Annotated in this window: 17 protein-coding genes and 3 tRNA genes; 17 read left to right on the top strand and 3 right to left on the bottom strand. The window is 64.4% G+C overall.

Translation table 11 applies throughout. The annotated features are described in order from the left end of the window. Positions 1 to 69 precede the first annotated feature (69 nt). The 6 genes from EBB56_RS06515 to EBB56_RS06490 all read left to right on the top strand — a co-directional run bounded on the left by EBB56_RS06515 (position 70) and on the right by EBB56_RS06490 (position 3,363). Positions 70 to 1,320: an aspartate kinase gene (locus EBB56_RS06515; protein ID WP_045991126.1), complete on the top strand. Its 1,251-nt coding sequence runs from the start codon at positions 70 to 72 to the stop codon at positions 1,318 to 1,320. Positions 1,321 to 1,509: 189 nt separating this feature from the next. Further along, positions 1,510 to 1,704: a carbon storage regulator CsrA gene (gene csrA, locus EBB56_RS06510; protein ID WP_045991125.1), complete on the top strand. Its 195-nt coding sequence runs from the start codon at positions 1,510 to 1,512 to the stop codon at positions 1,702 to 1,704. An 85-nt stretch (positions 1,705 to 1,789) separates the two neighbouring features. Further along, positions 1,790 to 1,882, top strand: a tRNA-Ser gene (locus tag EBB56_RS06505). Between the two features lie 83 nt (positions 1,883 to 1,965). Next, positions 1,966 to 2,042: transfer RNA gene (locus EBB56_RS06500), tRNA-Arg, on the top strand. Positions 2,043 to 2,108: 66 nt separating this feature from the next. Next, positions 2,109 to 2,185, top strand: a tRNA-Arg gene (locus EBB56_RS06495). Between the two features lie 311 nt (positions 2,186 to 2,496). Then, positions 2,497 to 3,363: a DUF1989 domain-containing protein gene (locus tag EBB56_RS06490; protein ID WP_124803432.1), complete on the top strand. Its 867-nt coding sequence runs from the start codon at positions 2,497 to 2,499 to the stop codon at positions 3,361 to 3,363. Between the two features lie 52 nt (positions 3,364 to 3,415). Here the strand turns inward: EBB56_RS06490 and EBB56_RS06485 are convergent, their stop codons facing one another. Next, positions 3,416 to 4,441: a tRNA-dihydrouridine synthase gene (locus EBB56_RS06485; protein WP_124803430.1), complete on the bottom strand. Its 1,026-nt coding sequence runs from the start codon at positions 4,439 to 4,441 to the stop codon at positions 3,416 to 3,418. Positions 4,442 to 4,628: 187 nt separating this feature from the next. On the opposite strand from EBB56_RS06485, the gene EBB56_RS06480 reads away from it, so the two are divergent. From EBB56_RS06480 to EBB56_RS06465, 4 genes are all read left to right on the top strand, one after another. Beyond that, on the top strand, positions 4,629 to 4,877 hold the full coding sequence (locus tag EBB56_RS06480; RefSeq protein WP_124803428.1) for an OadG family protein: 249 nt from the start codon (positions 4,629 to 4,631) through the stop codon (positions 4,875 to 4,877). A gap of 72 nt (positions 4,878 to 4,949) precedes the next feature. Next, positions 4,950 to 6,761 (top strand): sodium-extruding oxaloacetate decarboxylase subunit alpha, encoded by a 1,812-nt coding sequence (gene oadA / locus EBB56_RS06475; RefSeq protein ID WP_108449928.1) that lies wholly within the window; start codon positions 4,950 to 4,952, stop codon positions 6,759 to 6,761. Between the two features lie 9 nt (positions 6,762 to 6,770). Continuing rightward, positions 6,771 to 8,093, top strand: coding sequence for a sodium ion-translocating decarboxylase subunit beta (locus EBB56_RS06470; protein WP_045991120.1), 1,323 nt, complete (start codon positions 6,771 to 6,773; stop codon positions 8,091 to 8,093). 231 nt (positions 8,094 to 8,324) lie between these two features. Further along, positions 8,325 to 10,103 carry a lysophospholipid acyltransferase family protein gene (locus EBB56_RS06465; protein WP_124803426.1) on the top strand — a complete coding sequence of 593 codons (1,779 nt, stop codon included), beginning with the start codon at positions 8,325 to 8,327 and terminating at the stop codon, positions 10,101 to 10,103. Between the two features lie 77 nt (positions 10,104 to 10,180). Here the strand turns inward: EBB56_RS06465 and EBB56_RS06460 are convergent, their stop codons facing one another. Continuing rightward, positions 10,181 to 10,807 (bottom strand): YigZ family protein, encoded by a 627-nt coding sequence (locus EBB56_RS06460; protein ID WP_124803424.1) that lies wholly within the window; start codon positions 10,805 to 10,807, stop codon positions 10,181 to 10,183. Continuing rightward, positions 10,807 to 11,283 (bottom strand): transcriptional repressor LexA, encoded by a 477-nt coding sequence (gene lexA / locus EBB56_RS06455; protein WP_045991117.1) that lies wholly within the window; start codon positions 11,281 to 11,283, stop codon positions 10,807 to 10,809. Before lexA ends, EBB56_RS06460 begins: the two co-directional genes overlap by 1 nt. A 276-nt stretch (positions 11,284 to 11,559) precedes the next feature. Here lexA and ccmA point away from each other — a divergent pair, with 276 nt between their 5' ends. The 7 genes from ccmA to EBB56_RS06420 all read left to right on the top strand — a co-directional run bounded on the left by ccmA (position 11,560) and on the right by EBB56_RS06420 (position 17,226). Then, positions 11,560 to 12,201: a cytochrome c biogenesis heme-transporting ATPase CcmA gene (gene ccmA, locus EBB56_RS06450; RefSeq protein ID WP_045991116.1), complete on the top strand. Its 642-nt coding sequence runs from the start codon at positions 11,560 to 11,562 to the stop codon at positions 12,199 to 12,201. Further along, on the top strand, positions 12,198 to 12,932 hold the full coding sequence (gene ccmB / locus EBB56_RS06445) for a heme exporter protein CcmB (RefSeq protein WP_108449932.1): 735 nt from the start codon (positions 12,198 to 12,200) through the stop codon (positions 12,930 to 12,932). Before ccmA ends, ccmB begins: the two co-directional genes overlap by 4 nt. A gap of 51 nt (positions 12,933 to 12,983) precedes the next feature. Further along, complete coding sequence (locus EBB56_RS06440) at positions 12,984 to 13,724, top strand: heme ABC transporter permease (RefSeq protein ID WP_045991114.1); 741 nt, start codon at positions 12,984 to 12,986, stop codon at positions 13,722 to 13,724. Continuing rightward, positions 13,721 to 13,933, top strand: a complete 213-nt coding sequence (ccmD, locus tag EBB56_RS06435; protein WP_231498600.1) for a heme exporter protein CcmD — start codon at positions 13,721 to 13,723, stop codon at positions 13,931 to 13,933. Before EBB56_RS06440 ends, ccmD begins: the two co-directional genes overlap by 4 nt. Beyond that, positions 13,923 to 14,393 carry a cytochrome c maturation protein CcmE gene (gene ccmE, locus EBB56_RS06430; RefSeq protein ID WP_045991113.1) on the top strand — a complete coding sequence of 157 codons (471 nt, stop codon included), beginning with the start codon at positions 13,923 to 13,925 and terminating at the stop codon, positions 14,391 to 14,393. Before ccmD ends, ccmE begins: the two co-directional genes overlap by 11 nt. Positions 14,394 to 14,615: 222 nt before the next feature. Beyond that, positions 14,616 to 16,616, top strand: a complete 2,001-nt coding sequence (locus EBB56_RS06425) for a heme lyase CcmF/NrfE family subunit (RefSeq protein WP_124803422.1) — start codon at positions 14,616 to 14,618, stop codon at positions 16,614 to 16,616. A gap of 61 nt (positions 16,617 to 16,677) precedes the next feature. After that, positions 16,678 to 17,226 (top strand): DsbE family thiol:disulfide interchange protein, encoded by a 549-nt coding sequence (locus EBB56_RS06420; RefSeq protein WP_124803420.1) that lies wholly within the window; start codon positions 16,678 to 16,680, stop codon positions 17,224 to 17,226. The last annotated feature ends 70 nt before the right edge of the window (positions 17,227 to 17,296 follow it).

Genomic DNA, 17,296 nt, shown 5'->3' with positions numbered 1-17,296 from the left:
CTGCCCTGACAAAACTTCGCAGAGACAACAGTTTCATTCATTGAATCCAACGAGCGAGGAAGACGGCATATGGCACTATACGTACAGAAGTTCGGTGGGACGTCGGTCGGCTCGGTGGAGCGCATCAAGGCCGTGGCCGAGAAGGTCAAGGGCTTCCGCGACCAGGGCCATCAGGTCGTGGTGGTGGTCTCCGCCATGAGCGGCGAGACCAACCGCCTGATCGGGATGGCCAACGAGATCAACGACGAGCCGACCCCCCGTGAGATGGACATGCTGGTGTCCACCGGCGAGCAGGTGACCATCTCGCTGCTGGCGATGGCGCTGCACAAGCTGGACGTGCCGGCAACGTCCTACACCGGCTCTCAGGTCGGCATCATGACCGACAGCGCCCACACCAAGGCGCGTATCCAGCGCATCGAGACCGACGAGATGCGCGAAGACCTGGACGCTGGCCAGGTGGTGGTGGTCGCCGGCTTCCAGGGGGTCGATGAGGAAGGCAATATCACCACCCTGGGTCGTGGCGGCTCGGACACCACCGGTGTGGCGCTGGCGGCCGCGCTCAAGGCCGACGAGTGCCAGATCTACACCGATGTGGACGGCGTCTACACCACCGACCCGCGGGTCTGCTCCAAGGCCCAGCGCCTGGATTCGATCACCGTGGAGGAGATGCTGGAGCTTGCCAGCCTCGGCTCCAAGGTGTTGCAGATTCGCGCCGTCGAATTTGCCGGCAAGTACAATGTTCCGCTGCGCGTGCTGTCCAGTTTCGAGGACGGCCCCGGCACCCTGATCGTTGCAGACTCCGAACAAGACGAGGATTCCATGGAAGAACCGCTGATCTCAGGCATCGCCTTCACCGCCAACGAAGCCAAGCTGACCCTGCTCAACACGCCGGACGTGCCGGGCGTGGCCTCGCGCATCCTGGGCCCGATCGCCGACGCCAACATCGAGATCGACATGATCGTGCAGAACGTGGCGCCGGCCGGTGACTACACCGACTTCACTTTCACCGTAGCCAAGGGTGACTACAAGCAGACCATGCGCATCCTCGAGCAGCAGGTCATCCCCGATCTGGGCGGTGGCGAGTTGCGTGGCGACGATAATATCGCCAAGGTGTCTCTGGTAGGGGTGGGTATGCGCTCACACGCCGGGGTCGCCTCGAAGATGTTCCGCGTGCTGTCCGAGGAAAACATCAACATCCGCATGGTCTCGACCTCGGAGATCAAGATCTCCGTGGTGATCGACGAGAAGCAGATGGAATTGGCAGTACGTGCGCTGCACAAGGCATTTGGTCTCGACAAGGCCGATATCGAGAGCGAATAAGTTTCTCGGCGCGGCGCACACCTTCTACGCTTTAAGGAGTCCCCCTCGCCAATTCGGCCGGGGGCTTCCCTTAAACGGCACAATCAGGTGTCATGAGTCGCTAGTGCTCGCCACCAAGAAAGAGGGCACGTCGTCCGGAAGCGTGACGGCGTAGCGACTCACGTAACAAGTCTGAGAAGGAGATCAGTCATGCTCATCCTGACACGCCGCGTCGGCGAAACCCTGATGATCGGGGACGATATCACCGTCACCGTTCTGGGGGTGAAGGGAAATCAAGTGCGTATCGGCGTGAATGCGCCCAAGGACGTTGCCGTCCACCGTGAAGAGATCTACCAGCGCATCCAGCGCGAGAAGGCTGACGATGGCGCTGCCGATGATGAGTGAAGGTGGTGGCCGAGCGGAGAACTTTTTTCGCCTCGGGCTGGACAAAGGCCTTACGTCTCGGTAGGATACGCACCGTGCCGATGAGGGAGAGGTGGCCGAGTGGCTGAAGGCGCTCCCCTGCTAAGGGAGTATGGGGTTTATAGCCTCATCGAGGGTTCGAATCCCTCCCTCTCCGCCATTTTACGATGCATGTCGTGAAGCGGCTTCATGGGTACCGATGATCAGGCATGTTGGATGCCTGGTGCATCAAGAGATTGATACGCGCCCGTAGCTCAGCTGGATAGAGTACCTGACTACGAATCAGGTGGTCGGAGGTTCGAATCCTCCCGGGCGCGCCATCTTCTCCCAGGTTGCATTCCGATAGTTTCCTGGAATACGACATCGCAATGAATTTCATTGCCTACGCGCCCGTAGCTCAGCTGGATAGAGTACCTGACTACGAATCAGGTGGTCGGAGGTTCGAATCCTCCCGGGCGCGCCAGATTCAGACCCGCTCTCTTCGGAGGGCGGGTTTTCTGTTTCCTGCCAAGTTTCCTGTCCAGTTTCGTGCTGACCGGCTGGCCGCTACTGCCGGTTGCGATCGTTTAGGCGCCTGTCGCGAGATGGGCGCCTTTTTTTATGCTGTTTCCTGCCCAATTTCCAGACAAGTTTCCAGACAAGTTTCGTGCTGACCGGCTGACCGGCCGACTGGCGTCGATTCGTTATGAACGGTGCTGTGTCGAGCGTCGGTCGTTGTCTTCCCTGGCCTGGTCTAGGCTGAAGCCTGACATTCACGCATCGGGAGGGTGGCGCATGGGCGGCAAGGTGGCGGCGGCGTATCAGGCGACCAGGGGGTCAGTGCTCGACGTGGATTGCGCCTTCTATGACGGCCTGACCGAGCGGGCGGGGAGGCGGCGGCGGGTGGCCAGTCACCGGGTGCCGATTCGTGATGGGCTGGCCTGGGAGGTCAAGGCGGGGCAGGTCTTTCGCATCGCCATCGTCGATGGCGCCCAGGTCGGTGACTTCAACATGTGGCATCGCCATGACCCGCGCGAGCGCATGTGGGCCTCGCGCACCCGTCAGCTGCAGCGGGCCCATGTCAGCACCTACGACAGGCTGTGGTCGACGCTGCCCTTTCTGCGCCCCATGGCCACCATCATCGACGACACCCTGGCTGGCTACGGTGAGGACGCCGAAGGCGGGCGCGTGCATGACCTGCTGGGAACCCGCTGTGATCCCTACGTCAATCGCCTGTTGACCGGCGAGGACTTCGATTTTCACTGCCATTCCAACCTGGTGAGGGCGGTCGCACCCTGGGGGTTGACCGAGTTTGACGTGCATGACGTGCTCAATGTCTTCCAGTGCACCGGGCTCAACGACGATGACCAGTACTTCATGAAGGCCTGCCCGGCGCGGCCTGGGGACTATCTTGAGCTGTTCGCCGAGATCGACCTGTTGTGCGCGCTGTCCTGCTGTCCCGGTGGCGATCTGTCGGTGGATCTATGGGGGCCGGACGCCAGGGATCCGCTGTCCACCTGCCACCCCTTGGCGGTGGAAGTGTTCGAGGTCGAGTCCGAACGGCTGGCGCAGTGGCAGCCGCCCGAATCTCCGGCCTATGCAGGCGCCCACGGGCGGCGTGATCCCGATGTGGATTGGGCCGATCTCAAGGACAAGAGCTAGGCGCTGCTCCGATCAGATTCCTTTCTGGGAGGGGAGGTTGGCCTGCCTATCCCTATTGGGCGGCGGCGACTGCCTCGCTTCGGTGCTTGGGGGAGACGAGATTCTGGCGCAGTGTGGCGTCTGGAGCCGTGACGGGGCCTGGTTCAGGGTGCTGGGCGCCGAGCCCCGCAAGGAATTCATCGAGGTCGGTGATGCGTCGCAGGGCCTGAAAGCGGGAGGCGGCCTCGCGATCGCGCGCCTTCATGTGGTTCATCCACTGCTTTAGTAGGGACACCACCACTTTTGCCGGGAGTGTGGTACGCTGCATTGCAGCATAGGACGTCAGGATGTCGGCACGCTCGGCCCATGTCGTGGCCGGCAGGCGCTCTCCGGTGCGCTGCCAGTGGCGGATGCGCGGGGCGAGTTTCGGGTCGGCCAGGGCGCCGCGGCCAAGCATGACGTCGCGACAGCCGGACAGGGTGCGTGCCTTCCAGTAGTCCTCGAGGGTCCAGATGTCGCCGTTGGCGACGACCGGGATGCGCAGGCGCTGGTTGATGCGGCCGATCCACTCCCAATGGGCCGGCGGGCGATAGCCCTCGTCCCGGGTGCGGGCATGCACCACCAGTTGGGTGGCGCCGGCGGCCTCGGCGGCCAGGGCGCAGTCCAGCGCCCGGCGGCGGTCGGAGAAGCCCAGGCGGATCTTGGCGGTGACCGGGATGCTGTCGCCCACGGCACGGTGGACGGCGTCCACGGCACGCTCCAGGCGTCGCGGATCGCGCAACAATGAGGCGCCGCCGTCATGGCGGTTGACCAGCTTGGCTGGGCAGCCGAAGTTCAAGTCCAGGCTGATGGCGCCGAGGCGTAGCGCCTGGCGGGCATTGGCGGCCAGGGCGTCGGGGTCGGAGCCGAGCAGTTGCAGGTGCACCGGGATGTGGTTGGGGGTGATGACGCCCTCGGTCGCCAGTTCCGGGCAGTGCTTGTAGAACACTCGAGGCGGCAGACGCGCGTCCACCACCCGTACGAACTCGGTGACCGTCCAGTCGAAGCCGGCGTCACGGGTCAGCAGGTCGCGGGTATGGGCGTCGATCACGCCCTCCATGGGCGCGAGCCCGATGCGACCTTCGTCTAGCCCCTGTTTATGTAGTAATTTAACAACCAAAACTGCTACCTTTAGACCATGGTGCTGTGCCGGGGATGTGGCAGGGTATAGCATCAAAATTTTTGCGCAAGCCGTATGATCCAGAAAGATCAAGGCAACTTTGGCGCTACAACGCGGAGGATCCCGCATGCAAGACACTCAGTTGCTCAACGAGGGCCTCAGCCTGATGGCGCTCGGCATGGGTTTTGTTTTTGTTTTTCTTACGGTGCTGGTGATCACCACCACGCTGATGTCTCGTGTCATCGGTCGCTACTTTCCCGAACCGGTGCCGGTCGAGGCGCCCAAGCGCGAGGCGGCACCCGCCGCGCCGGGCCAGGACGATGCGGTGATGGCGGCGATCTCGGCCGCGGTTCACCGCTACCGCCAGCGTCGCTGAGGTCGTCCGTACCAGGCGACGACCCTGACCGTGAATTTCGACAAAGCGCTTCATAACGATAAGGACCCAGCCATGAGCGAATCTGCACGCCCGCTAGGCATCACCGATGTCGTGCTACGCGACGCCCATCAGTCTCTGTTCGCCACCCGCATGCGTATCGACGACATGCTGCCCATCGCCGAGAAGCTCGACAAGATCGGCTTCTGGTCGCTGGAATCCTGGGGCGGCGCCACCTTTGACGCCTGTATCCGCTACCTCGGCGAAGATCCGTGGGAGCGGATACGGGCGTTGAAGGAAGCCATGCCCAATACGCCCCAGCAGATGTTGCTGCGGGGCCAGAACCTGTTGGGCTATCGCCACTACGCCGATGACGTGGTCGATCGCTTCGTCGAGCGCGCCAAGACCAACGGGGTCGATGTCTTCCGCGTGTTCGATGCGATGAACGACCCACGTAACCTCGAGCGTGCGATCCAGGCGGTCAAGGCCAACGATGGCCATGCTCAGGGTACCATCTCCTACACCAAGAGCCCGGTGCACACCCTGGACAGCTGGGTGGAATTGGCCAAGTCCATCGCCGACATGGGCGCCGACTCCCTGGCGATCAAGGACATGGCGGGGCTTCTGACTCCCTATGACGCCTTCGAGCTTGTCACCAAGCTCAAGTCGGCGCTGAATATTCGCATCCATCTGCACTGCCACGCCACTACCGGGCTTTCGTCGGCGACCGCGCTCAAGGCCGCCGAGGCAGGCGTCGACAACGTCGATACCGCCATCTCCTCGATGTCGATGACCTACGGCCACAGCCCCACCGAATCGCTGGTGGCGATGCTCAAGGACACCGAGCGCGATACCGGCCTGGACCTGGAGGCCCTGGAAGATATCGCCGCCTACTTCCGTGAGGTGCGCAAGAAGTACGCCGCTTTCGAGGGCTCGCTCAAGGGCATCGACTCGCGCATTCTGGTGGCCCAGGTGCCCGGTGGCATGCTCACCAACATGGAAGGCCAGTTGAAGGAGCAGGGCGCCGGTGACCGTCTCGATGAGGTGCTCAAGGAGATTCCTCGGGTCCGTGAAGACCTCGGCTATATTCCGCTGGTGACCCCCACCTCCCAGATCGTCGGCACCCAGGCGGTGATGAACGTGATGATGGGGGAGCGCTACAAGTCCATCTCCAAGGAGGTGCAGGCGCTGCTCAAGGGCGAGTACGGCGCTGCGCCGGCGGACTTCGACAGCGAATTGCAGAGCCGGGTGCTGGACGGTGCCTCGCCGATCACCGAACGTCCCGCGGATCGACTGGATCCCGAGATGTCGCGGTTGACCGATGAGCTGGCCGCCAAGGCCAAGGACGACGGCATCCGCCTGGCCGAAGGCGAGCGTCAGGTAGACGACGTTCTGACCTACGCACTGTTCCCGCAGATCGGGCTCAAGTTCCTCAAGAACCGTGACAACCCCGACGCCTTCGAACCCGCGCCCAGCGTCGAGGCGGCGACGCCCGCTGCGCCCGCCAAGGCGCCGGCGGCCAAGGCTGGTACCGCCGGACCTGAGACCTACACCGTCAAGGTCAACGGCACCGCCTACGTGGTCGAGGTCGCCGAGGGTGGCGACATTTCCCAGGTCAAGGAAGCGCCCGCCGCTGGCTCTTCTGACGCTGCACCGGCGGCGCCGGCAGCTTCCTCCGGCGAGACCATCGATGCACCGCTGGCCGGCAACATCTTCAAGGTCAACGTCAAGCCCGGCGACAGCGTGGCCGAGGGTGACGTGGTGGTCATCCTCGAGGCGATGAAGATGGAGACCGAGGTCCGCGCTGCCGCTGCCGGCACCGTGTCTGACGTCCAGGTCGCCGAGGGCGACAGCGTCTCCGTCGGCGACACCCTGATCGTGCTTTAAGGACCTCCCATGGAGAAGATTCTGACCCTATGGTACGGCTCCGGGCTGTACAACCTGACCCTGGGCCAGGCGGTGATGCTGGTGGTGGGCCTGCTGCTCTTGTGGCTGGCCATCGCCAAGAAGTTCGAACCGCTGTTGCTGGTGCCGATCGGCTTCGGCGGCATCCTGGCCAATATTCCCGAGGCAGGGCTGGCGTTGTCGGCGGCAGAGCAGGCGGCCCACCTGGGCCGTCCCGAGCTGCTGGCGCAGATGGCCCAGGCGCTCGGCACCAGCCTGCCGGCGGGCGCCGACGTGGATACCTGGCGCTACGCCATCAGCGAGACGCTGCACGGTGATATCTCGCCGGCGCTGCTTCGTACCGCCAACGACCTGGCCATGGATGGGGGCTATTCCCATGGCATGCTGTATCAGTTCTACAGCGTGGCCATCGCCTCCGGTATCGCGCCGCTGGTGATCTTCATGGGGGTCGGCGCGATGACCGACTTCGGTCCGCTGCTGGCCAACCCGCGCACCCTGTTCCTCGGCGCCGCTGCCCAGTTCGGCATCTTCGCCACTCTGATCGGGGCGGTGGGCATGACCGCCATGGGCTGGATGGACTTCAGCCTCAACCAGGCTGCGGCCATCGGCATCATCGGTGGAGCCGACGGTCCGACCTCGATCTATGTCTCGAGCATTCTGGCCCCCGAGCTGCTGGGTGCCATCGCGGTGGCGTCCTACTCCTACATGGCGCTGGTGCCGTTGATCCAGCCGCCTATCATGAAGGCGTTGACCACCCAGAAGGAGCGCAGCATCGCCATGACCCAGCTGCGTCCGGTGTCGAAGCTCGAGAAGATCGTGTTTCCGCTGGCACTGCTGATCCTGGTGGTACTGTTCCTGCCGGATGCGGCGCCGCTGCTCGGGATGTTCTGCTTCGGCAACCTGATGCGTGAGTGCGGGGTGGTCGAACGGCTCTCGGACACGGCGCAGAACGCCCTGATCAACATCGTGACCATCTTCCTCGGACTGTCGGTTGGCTCCAAGCTGATGGCCGACCGCTTCCTGGCGGTGGAGACCCTGGGCATCCTCGGGCTCGGCATGGTGGCCTTTGCCATAGGCACCGCCTGCGGTGTGCTGATGGCCAAGCTGCTCAACCTCATCAGCAAGCATCCGATCAACCCGTTGATCGGCTCCGCCGGTGTCTCGGCGGTGCCCATGGCGGCGCGGGTGTCCAACAAGGTGGGGCTCGAGTCCAATCCCCACAACTTCCTGCTGATGCACGCAATGGGGCCCAATGTTGCTGGTGTCATCGGCTCGGCAGTGGCCGCCGGGGTGATGATCAAGTACCTGGGATGATGATCGGGTCCCCGACATGATGGTCCCGGGATGGTGATCAAGACCCGGGAGTAGAGTCATCCGGGCCCGCAGCCCAGGTTTGACCGAACGCAGCGCCCCCGCCGCCAGGTGGGGGCGCTGCTTTTGTAGCTGACTCTGGTCGAGCCCGTCATCCCGCTTACACGCGATCGCCACGGTGCTGTCATGCGCGCTTTCTAGTCTGGCGGCTATTGCCACCGACAGAGGACGGGCATGATCGATGTCGAAAAGGCCTTGATGGCCAAGGTGCCGAAGGCACAGAGCTGGCCAGCCTGGTGCCGCCGCCTGTTGAGCGCCGGCCTCAAGGGCCTGGTGCACGAGCGCGAGATCAATGCCTTTCTCGAGCGTCATCGCCGCGCCGGAGGGCTCGAGTTCATCGACGCGGTGCTCGATCAGCTGAACTTCGGCTATTCGCTGTCGTCGCGTGATCGCGACAACATTCCGGTCGCCGGCAGGGTGGTGATCGTCGCCAATCATCCCCTCGGTGCTCTGGATGGGCTGGCGCTGGTACGCATGGTGGCGGATGTACGCCCTGACGTGAAAATCGTCGCCAATGACCTGTTGATGCAGCTTTCGCCGTTGGCACCGTTGCTGCTGCCGGTGGACAACCTGTCGCGCAGGGGCTTTCGCAAGAGCCTGCAGGGCATCGTCGATGCCCTCGACGATGAACAGGCGGTGATCGTCTTCCCCGCCGGCGAGGTGTCGCGGGCGGGGCCCAAGGGGGTAAAGGACGGCAACTGGCTGTCAGGTTTCCTGCACGCGGCCCGGCGCACCAATGCGCCGATCCTGCCGGTGCACGTGGGCGGTCGCAACTCCTCGCTGTTCTACTCGTTGGCCTCGCTGTACTCGCCGCTGGGCACGCTGCTGTTGCCCCACGAGATGTTCCGCCAGAAAGGGCGGCACATCACGCTCAAGGTGGGGGGCGAGATCCCGCTGTCACGCTTCGACCGCGAGGACCTGGCCACCGTCGCCAAGCTCAAGCTGCTGCGCAAGCACGTCTACCGTCTGGGGCGGGGACGCAAGGGCGTGTTCGTCTCCGAGGCCGGCATCGCCCATCCGGAAAATCGCCAGCACCTGCGAGAGGAGCTGGTCGACGCCGAGGTGCTGGGCAGGACGCCTGACGGCAAGCAGATCCTGCTGTTTGACCATCGTCCCGACTCTGCGGTGATGCGTGAGATCGGGCGGCTGCGTGAAATTGCCTTTCGCCGGGTCGGCGAGGGCACCGGCAAGAAGCGGGATCTGGACGAGTACGACGAGCACTATCGTCATCTGGTGCTGTGGGACGATCGTGACCTGGAAATCGCCGGGGCCTATCGTCTCGGTGAGGTCGGGCGCATCCTCGATAGCAAAGGCATCGAAGGGCTCTACAGCGCCACCATCTTTCATCTCGAACAGGCGCCGATGGATCGCTGGCGCCACGGGCTTGAGCTGGGCCGCAGCTTTGTCCAGCCACGCTACTGGGGACGTCGCAGTCTCGACTATCTCTGGCATGGTCTTGGCGCCTACCTGCGCCATCATCCCGAGGTGCGCTGGCTGTTCGGGCCGGTGACCATTCCCAATCATCTACCGCCCCTGGCCAAGGACCTGCTGGTCAGCTACTACCGGCACTACCACGGGGACGGTGACAGCCCGATCCGGGCCAAGGCGGTGTGCACGATGTCGCGCGCCGGGCGCGAGGAGGCGGATCGACTGTTCGCCGGCAACGAGGCCGGCGAGGACTTTCAGCGCTTGAAAGGCGCCCTGCAGGCCATGGGGGCGGGGGTGCCGGCGCTCTACAAGCAGTACGTGGAGGTGGCCGAACCTGGCGGCGTCAGCTTCAAGGCCTTCGGCGTGGATACCGCCTTCGGCTACTGCATCGATGGCCTGGTGGTGGTCGACGTGGCACGGCTCAAGGCCGATAAGCGCAGACGCTATATCGGTGAAGACGCTGTCTCGTCTGGAGAGGACGCTCTCACCAAGGACGAACACGCCGTCCTGGAAAGGCCGCTTTAGCAGGGGCCGCGTCAGACCGGCCCCGGAGGCGGATCATACGGGGCTGGAGGCTCCCTCGACGTTAGCATCGAGCGGGCCTAGCCTGCCTGATGGTCCAGGGACTCGATGCGGCCCTTCAGGCGAGTGCTGAGCTCGCTCAGGTCGGTGGTCCGTTCACTGGGCCAGCCCAGGGTCAAGGTGACGCCTTCGGCCCCGTAGTCCACCGCCTGCACCGGGATATCCTGCGCCTGGCACCACTGCCGGGCGTCGGCCTCGCCGGCAAAGTCGACCCGTATCTTGAGTGGGCGGCGCTCGATGCATTCGCCCCTGGGCAGGCTTTCCAGCGCCGTGACCAGCGCCTGGGTATAGGCGCGGGCGAGTCCGCCGGTACCGAGTTTGGTGCCGCCGAAGTAGCGGGTCACCACCGCGCCCACCTGGCCGATGCCATCGCCATCGAGTGCCTGAAACATCGGTCGGCCGGCGGTACCGCCCGGCTCGCCGTCATCGGAGAAGCCAATGTGCACCTGCTCCCCGGGCGGGCCTGCGATGTAGGCGCTGCAATGATGGCTGGCATTGGGATGCTGCCTGCGAGCCTCGGCCAGCAGCGCTTCGAAGTCCGCCACCTTGGGGGCGTGGGCCACCCAGGCGATAAAGCGGCTCTTTTCCACCTCGATCTCGCTTTCGTGCCACTCACCGGGGGCAAGCTCGGGTATCGGGTAGCGCATCAGGCGGCCATTTCTTCCTGGCGGGCGACACCCATGACCAGGCCCAGCACGCGGATGTCACTGTTCTTCAGGTAGATCGGGGGCATGGTCTCGTTGGCCGGCTGCAGGCGAACACCATTCTTCTCGATATAGAGCTTTTTCAGGGTGACCTCCTGGTCATTGATCATCACCACCGCCGTTTCGCCGTTCTCGGCGCTTTCCTGGCGTTCGATGATGATCACATCGCCGTCGAAGATATTGCAATCGATCATCGAGTTGCCGCACACCTTGAGGGCGTAGGTGTTGCGCCTGACCATGCGCGATGGCACCTGGAGGGTGGCGTTGTCCAGGCAGGCCTCGATCGGCATGCCGGCGGATACCTGCCCCAGCAGGGGGACCTCCACCAGGGCATCCGAGGTGGAGTCGACGGGAGCCCAGCTGTCGGCGATGGGCAGGTTGGGCAGGCGTTCGAGGAACTGGCAGGTCGCGATATCCATGGCGCGGGGTCTCCCTTGTTGTGAGGGTCGGGCTGTCACGGGATGGAGTAGCGGGTGGCGATTGGTGTTAACGTCGAGGGATCTTGATACTGTCGATTCATACAGTATGTGAAAGATAGCAGGCCTCGCCGCTCGTGCAAGTGCCATGGATCAACGAAAGGTGCATTGCCTGTGCGATTGCGGCTGTCAGCTGCGCTGGCTGTCTGGTTCGGGTAGTGCAATCGGTGTAAAGTCTGTGCGTGATTTGCTGCCCCGTCCCTGGTTGTGGAGTGCCCTTTGCGTCTGTGTCTTGAAGCCCGACAACTGGCCTGTGAGCGCGATGGCCGCTGGTTGTTTCGAGGATTGGATGTTGTCCTCAAGGCGGGGGAAGTGCTCCGAGTCGAGGGACCCAACGGCAGTGGAAAGACCACGCTGTTGAAGATCCTGTGCGGCCAGATCGCCGACGTCGATGGAGAGGTGCGCTGGCAGGGGCGGGCGCTGCCCCGCGCCCGCGCCGACCTGCTGGCCAACCTGCTGTATCTGGGCCATGCCCCGGGTATCAAGGCCAACCTGAGTGCCCTGGAAAACCTGCGTTGGTATCAGGCGCTGGGGGGCGAGGGGCGCCCCGATGCCGAGCTCGAGGCGGCCCTGGCCGAAGTCGGCCTGGCCGGCTTCGAGGACGTCCCCACCGCCCAGCTATCGGCCGGCCAGAAGCGCCGGGTGACCCTGGCTCGTCTGGTGTCGAGTCGCCGTGCCCTGTGGGTGCTGGACGAACCTTTTACCGCGATCGATGTGGCCGGCGTGGCCGCCCTGGAGCGCCGCCTGGCCAACCATGCCGCCAGCGGCGGCGCGGTGCTGGTCACCACCCACCATCCGCTGTCCAATGTGCCTGGCGTGCGCCGGCTGACCCTGGACGGACAACGACAGGTGGCTTCATGAACACACCGACGTCTGGGTCGATCGAAGCCGCCGAGCCGGTCAGAGAGGCCGGTGATGGCCTTGGTCGCGCGATGGCTGCCACCTTCCGCCGTGACTTGACGGCGGTCGCCCGTCGACCGGGTGACGCCCTGACCCCGCTGGTGTTCTTCGCCATGGTGATCACCCTGTTTCCACTGGGGATCTCGCCGGAACCCGAACGCCTGGCGCTGATCGCCCCTGGCGTGTTGTGGGTGGCCGCCTTGCTGTCGGCACTGCTGTCGCTGGACGGCTTGTTTCGTGGCGACTTCGAGGACGGCACCCTGGAGCAACTGTTGCTTGCACCGCACCCGCTGTCGCTGCTGGTGCTGGCCAAGGTCGCCGTGCACTGGTTGACCACCGGGCTACCGCTGGCGTTGATGGCCCCCTTGCTGGGGGTGCTGCTGGCATTGCCCCAGGGCAGCTACCTGGCGCTGAGCGCGACCCTGGCACTGGGAAGTGGCTGCATCAGCCTGATTGGTGCCATCGGCGCAGGGCTGACGGTGGGGCTGGCGCGTGGTGGCATGCTGCTGTCGCTTCTGGTGTTGCCACTTTTCATGCCGGTGCTGATCTTCGGCACCGGCGCCATGGGCGCGGCGCTGGGCGGCGGGGAATGGCTTGGGCACCTGGCGGTGATCGGCGCGCTGTTGTCGGTAGCGCTGATGGCGGCTCCTGTGGCCATTGCCGCGTCGCTGCGCATCAGTATCCATGGTTGATCGGGCCGTCGTGGCCATCACGAATTCAAGGTTGATCGAGGTACAACGCTCATGTGGGCCTTCTTTCACAAGCTGGGATCGCCGCGCTGGTTCTACGGCATAGCCGCGCGTCTCTCTCCCTGGTGCTGGGCGCTGGCGCTGGCGCTGATCCTGGTCGGCAGCGTCTGGGGGCTGGCCTTCGCTCCGGCGGACTACCAGCAGGGCAACAGCTTTCGCATCATCTACGTGCACGTGCCTGCGGCCTTCCTGGCCCAGTCGATCTTCATGGCGCTGGCCGCCTCCGGCTTCGTGTTCATGGTCTGGAAGATCAAGATCGCCGACATGGCGGCAGCGATGATGGCGCCGCTGGGCGCCGCCATGACCGCCATCGCCTTGCTGTCGGGGTCGGTCTGGGGCAAGCCTACCTGGGGCACCTGGTGGCAGTGGGACGCCCGCCTTACCTCGATGCTGATCCTGCTGTTTCTGTATCTTGGCGTGATGCTGATCCGGCGCGCCTTCGCCCGCCCCCAGAGCGGCGCCAAGGCGGCGTCGGTGCTGGCCATGGTGGGGGTGATCAACATACCCATCATCAAGTACTCGGTGGAGTGGTGGAATACCTTGCACCAGCCCGCCAGCTTCACCATCACCGAACGCCCGGCGATGCCGGTCGAGATGTGGATGCCGCTGTTGATCATGGTGCTGGGATTCTACGCCTTCTTCGCGGCCTTCACCCTGACCCGCACCCGTACCGAGATCCTGCGCCGTGAAGGCCACAAGCGCTGGGTGAAAGAGCTGTTCGAGGAGCGTCCATGATGGCTTTCGAATCGCTGGCCGAGCTGGTCAGCATGGGCAGCCACGGCCCCTATGTGTGGACCGCCTGGGGTGCGACCCTGGGCTTTCTGCTGTTGAGCGTGATTCTGGTTCGCGGTGAAAGCCGCGGTGTTCGGCGCACCTTGCGCCGCCGGCTGAGGCGTGACGCCGCGGTCGCAAGTTCCCCCTCGGAGGATCAAGATGAGGGCTAAACGCCGAAATAAGATGCTGCTGGTGCTTGGACTGGTGGCGCTGTGTGCGGTGGCGGTGGGACTGACCCTGTACGCCCTGCGCTCCAACATCAACCTGTTCTTCAGCCCGGTGCAGATTGCCGCCGGAGAAGCCCCCGTGGACCGGCAGCTACGTGCCGGCGGGATGGTCAAGGAAGGCAGCGTCCATCGTGACAGTGACAGCCTGGACGTCAGCTTCGTGGTCACCGACTACGTCGACGATGTCGAGGTGCGCTACAGCGGCATCCTGCCGGACCTGTTTCGCGAGGGGCAGGGCGTGGTGGTGGTCGGCGAACTGACCGGCGACGGCTATATCGCGGCCGACAAGGTGCTGGCCAAGCACGACGAGAACTATATGCCGCCCGAGGTCGCCGAGGCATTGGAAGACGCCGGCTATTCGCCGGCAGACTACAAGCAGGCGGGCCCAGGCACGTCGCAGTAGGCTGCGTGCATCGACAAAAAAGGTATCCCGACAACAGGGCTCCGTGGTGCGGGGCCTTGTTTGCCCGAGGGGGGCAGGGCCGAAGGCGTTTCTTCGAGCCAGAAGGGGACAGGGTCAATCGACCATAACGCAGGCGTTCCGGGCCCATGGGCCCACGCGATTCAGTCGCAGAGCCAGGCGCCAGTGGACTGACGCGGACGGAAGGCGGGCCAAGGTGAATCCATGCTGATCAAGATGATTCCGGAAATCGGACACTACGCGCTGATCGTGGCGCTGCTGATGGCCTGCGTGCAGGCGGTGCTGCCGCTGGCCGGGGCTGCCACTCGGCGCCCGCTGTGGATGGCCTACGCGCGGCCGATGGCGGCGGGCCAGCTGGCCTTTCTGTTGATCGCCTACGGCTGTCTGACGGCGAGCTACATGCTCGACGACTTCAGCGTGGTCAACGTCGCCAACAACGCCAACTCGCTATTGCCCTGGTACTACAAGTTCAGCGCGGTGTGGGGCAACCACGAAGGCTCGGTGCTGCTGTGGAGCCTGATCCTCGGAGTCTGGACCTTCGCCGTGGGCTGCTTCTCCCGGGGGCTGCCACCGGACATGGTGGCGCGCGTGCTCGGCGTGATGGGGCTGGTCAGCGTGGGCTTTCTGGCCTTTGTGCTGATCACTTCCAACCCCTTCGAGCGTTCGCTGCCGAATATCCCCGCCGACGGCGCCGACCTCAATCCGCTGCTGCAGGACGTCGGTCTGATCATCCATCCGCCGATGCTGTACATGGGTTACGTGGGCTTCAGCGTGGTCTTCGCCTTTGCCATCGCTGCGCTGCTGGGCGGACGCCTGGATAGCGCCTGGACCCGTTGGGTGCGCCCCTGGACCAATATCGCCTGGGCCTTTCTCACCGTCGGCATCGCGCTCGGTAGCTGGTGGGCCTACTACGAACTGGGCTGGGGCGGCTGGTGGTTCTGGGACCCGGTGGAGAACGCCTCGCTGCTGCCCTGGCTCGCCGGCACCGCGCTGATCCACTCCCTGGCGGTGACCGAAAAGCGCGGCACCTTCAAGAGCTGGACGGTGCTGCTGGCGATCACCACCTTCTCGCTGTCGCTGATGGGCACCTTCCTGGTGCGCTCAGGGGTGCTGACCTCGGTGCACGCCTTCGCCAATGATCCTTCGCGGGGCCTGTTCATTCTGGTGCTGCTGGGCATCACCGTGGGCCTGTCACTGTTGATCTTCGCCCTGCGCGCGCCACGGGTCAGCCAGCCCGGAGGCTTCAACTGGGTATCCCGCGATGCCCTGTTGCTGGTCAACAACATCCTGCTGGTGGTGATGACGGTGACGGTGCTGCTCGGGACCGTCTATCCGCTGCTGCTCGACGCGCTGAACCTGGGCAAGATCAGCGTGGGGCCTCCCTACTTCAACGCCCTGTTCGTGCCCCTGACCGTATTGCTTTGCGTGTTCATGGGGCTTGGCCCCAGCGCCCGCTGGAAGCGCATGGCCGGGCGCGAGCTGCTGACCCGCCTGTGGATCGCCGGTCTCGGCGCTCTGGTCATCGGCGTGGCGGCGCCGCTGGTCTACACCGGGCAGTGGAACCTGAAGGCGTCGCTGGGCCTGGTCGCGGCGCTGTGGCTGGTGCTGTCGCTGGTGCGCGACCTGTGGGGCAAGACCTCCCGAGCCGGCTCGCGCCTTGGTGCCCTCAAGCGCCTGACGCCTGCCTACTGGGGCATGGTGCTCGGCCATCTGGGGCTTGCCGTGACCATCATCGGGGTCGCCCTGGTGTCCAACTATTCGGTGGAGCGCAACGTGCGCATGAATGTCGGTGACCGCGTCGAGGTCAACGGCATCGGCTTTCACATGACGGCGCTGGACGAGCGTCGTGGGCCGAACTATGTCTCCGACGCGGCCACCATCGAGGTGACCCGAGAGGGCGCCAGCGCAAGCTTCGAGATGCACCCGGAGAAGCGCCTGTACATCGCGCGCGGCATGCCGATGACCCAGGTGGCGCTGCGGCCTGGCCTGTTCCACGACCTCTACGTGGCCATGGGCGAGGAGCTCGACGACGGCAGCTGGGCGCTCAGGGTGCAGATCAAGCCCTTCGTGCGCTGGCTGTGGCTGGGCGCACTGCTGATGGCCGCCGGTGGCATCATCGCCGTCGCCGACAGGCGCTACCGTCGCCGCTTGAGCGTACGTGAGCCCGAACCTGTCGTGACGGCCAGGGAGGCCAGTGCATCATGAAAGATCGTCAGCCGCTGGCCTTCGCTCCTGTCATTGTCGTCACGGCCAGGGAGACCCGTGCATGAAACGTCGACTTTTATTGCTGTTGCCGCTGGTGCTGTTTCTGGCGCTCGGGATCTTTCTCTATCAGGGGCTGTCGATCAACCCCTTTGAAAGGGAATCCGCGTTGATGGCCAGAGAGTTCCCCGACTTCGAGCTGTCGACCCTCGAGGATCCCGACCGTCGGGTGAGCCAGGACGCGCTGTCCGGCGAGCTTTCCCTGGTCAATGTCTGGGGTAGCTGGTGTCCGACCTGTCGTCAGGAGATGCCGCAGCTTCTGGATCTGGCCGAGCGTGGGGTACGCCTGGTCGGGGTCGACTACAAGGAAGAAGGTGCCAGCGACGGCGAGCGCAGAGCCAGGGGAAGCGCCTTCCTGACCCAGTTCGGCAATCCCTTCGAGTTCAATATCTTCGATCCCGAGGGTACCCTCGGCTTCGATCTCGGCGTCTACGGCGCTCCCGAGACCTTTCTGGTAGACGCCGAGGGGATCATTCGCTACCACCACACCGGCTATATCACCGCCGACGATGTGGAGAAGATCATCTTGCCGGAGGTGGAAAAATGGCGTTGATCGATCTGTGCGGCGCTAGCGGCGACGACCGCAGCGCCCGTGCACGTAATCTGCCTGGCTCGGGCCTTGG

Origin of the sequence: Halomonas sp. YLB-10 (assembly GCF_003856855.1) — a bacterium.
Classification (GTDB): Bacteria; Pseudomonadota; Gammaproteobacteria; order Pseudomonadales; family Halomonadaceae; genus Halomonas; species Halomonas litopenaei.
The sequence above is the reverse complement of the archived record's forward strand: the minus strand, read 5'-3'. Positions and strand labels throughout refer to the sequence as shown.

Excerpts from the sequence above, each read along its gene's own strand:
- ccmB (WP_108449932.1), top strand. The coding sequence starts at position 12,198 with ATGAACACACCGACGTCTGGGTCGATCGAAGCCGCCGAGCCGGTCAGA.
- EBB56_RS06440 (WP_045991114.1), top strand. The coding sequence starts at position 12,984 with ATGTGGGCCTTCTTTCACAAGCTGGGATCGCCGCGCTGGTTCTACGGC.
- EBB56_RS06515 (WP_045991126.1), top strand. The coding sequence starts at position 70 with ATGGCACTATACGTACAGAAGTTCGGTGGGACGTCGGTCGGCTCGGTG.
- lexA (WP_045991117.1), bottom strand. The coding sequence starts at position 11,283 with ATGGATATCGCGACCTGCCAGTTCCTCGAACGCCTGCCCAACCTGCCC.
- EBB56_RS06490 (WP_124803432.1), top strand. The coding sequence starts at position 2,497 with ATGGGCGGCAAGGTGGCGGCGGCGTATCAGGCGACCAGGGGGTCAGTG.
- EBB56_RS06470 (WP_045991120.1), top strand. The coding sequence starts at position 6,771 with ATGGAGAAGATTCTGACCCTATGGTACGGCTCCGGGCTGTACAACCTG.
- oadA (WP_108449928.1), top strand. The coding sequence starts at position 4,950 with ATGAGCGAATCTGCACGCCCGCTAGGCATCACCGATGTCGTGCTACGC.
- ccmD (WP_231498600.1), top strand. The coding sequence starts at position 13,721 with ATGATGGCTTTCGAATCGCTGGCCGAGCTGGTCAGCATGGGCAGCCAC.
- ccmE (WP_045991113.1), top strand. The coding sequence starts at position 13,923 with ATGAGGGCTAAACGCCGAAATAAGATGCTGCTGGTGCTTGGACTGGTG.
- EBB56_RS06480 (WP_124803428.1), top strand. The coding sequence starts at position 4,629 with ATGCAAGACACTCAGTTGCTCAACGAGGGCCTCAGCCTGATGGCGCTC.
- EBB56_RS06425 (WP_124803422.1), top strand. The coding sequence starts at position 14,616 with ATGCTGATCAAGATGATTCCGGAAATCGGACACTACGCGCTGATCGTG.
- EBB56_RS06485 (WP_124803430.1), bottom strand. The coding sequence starts at position 4,441 with ATGGAGGGCGTGATCGACGCCCATACCCGCGACCTGCTGACCCGTGAC.
- EBB56_RS06460 (WP_124803424.1), bottom strand. The coding sequence starts at position 10,807 with ATGCGCTACCCGATACCCGAGCTTGCCCCCGGTGAGTGGCACGAAAGC.
- EBB56_RS06465 (WP_124803426.1), top strand. The coding sequence starts at position 8,325 with ATGATCGATGTCGAAAAGGCCTTGATGGCCAAGGTGCCGAAGGCACAG.
- csrA (WP_045991125.1), top strand. The coding sequence starts at position 1,510 with ATGCTCATCCTGACACGCCGCGTCGGCGAAACCCTGATGATCGGGGAC.
- EBB56_RS06420 (WP_124803420.1), top strand. The coding sequence starts at position 16,678 with ATGAAACGTCGACTTTTATTGCTGTTGCCGCTGGTGCTGTTTCTGGCG.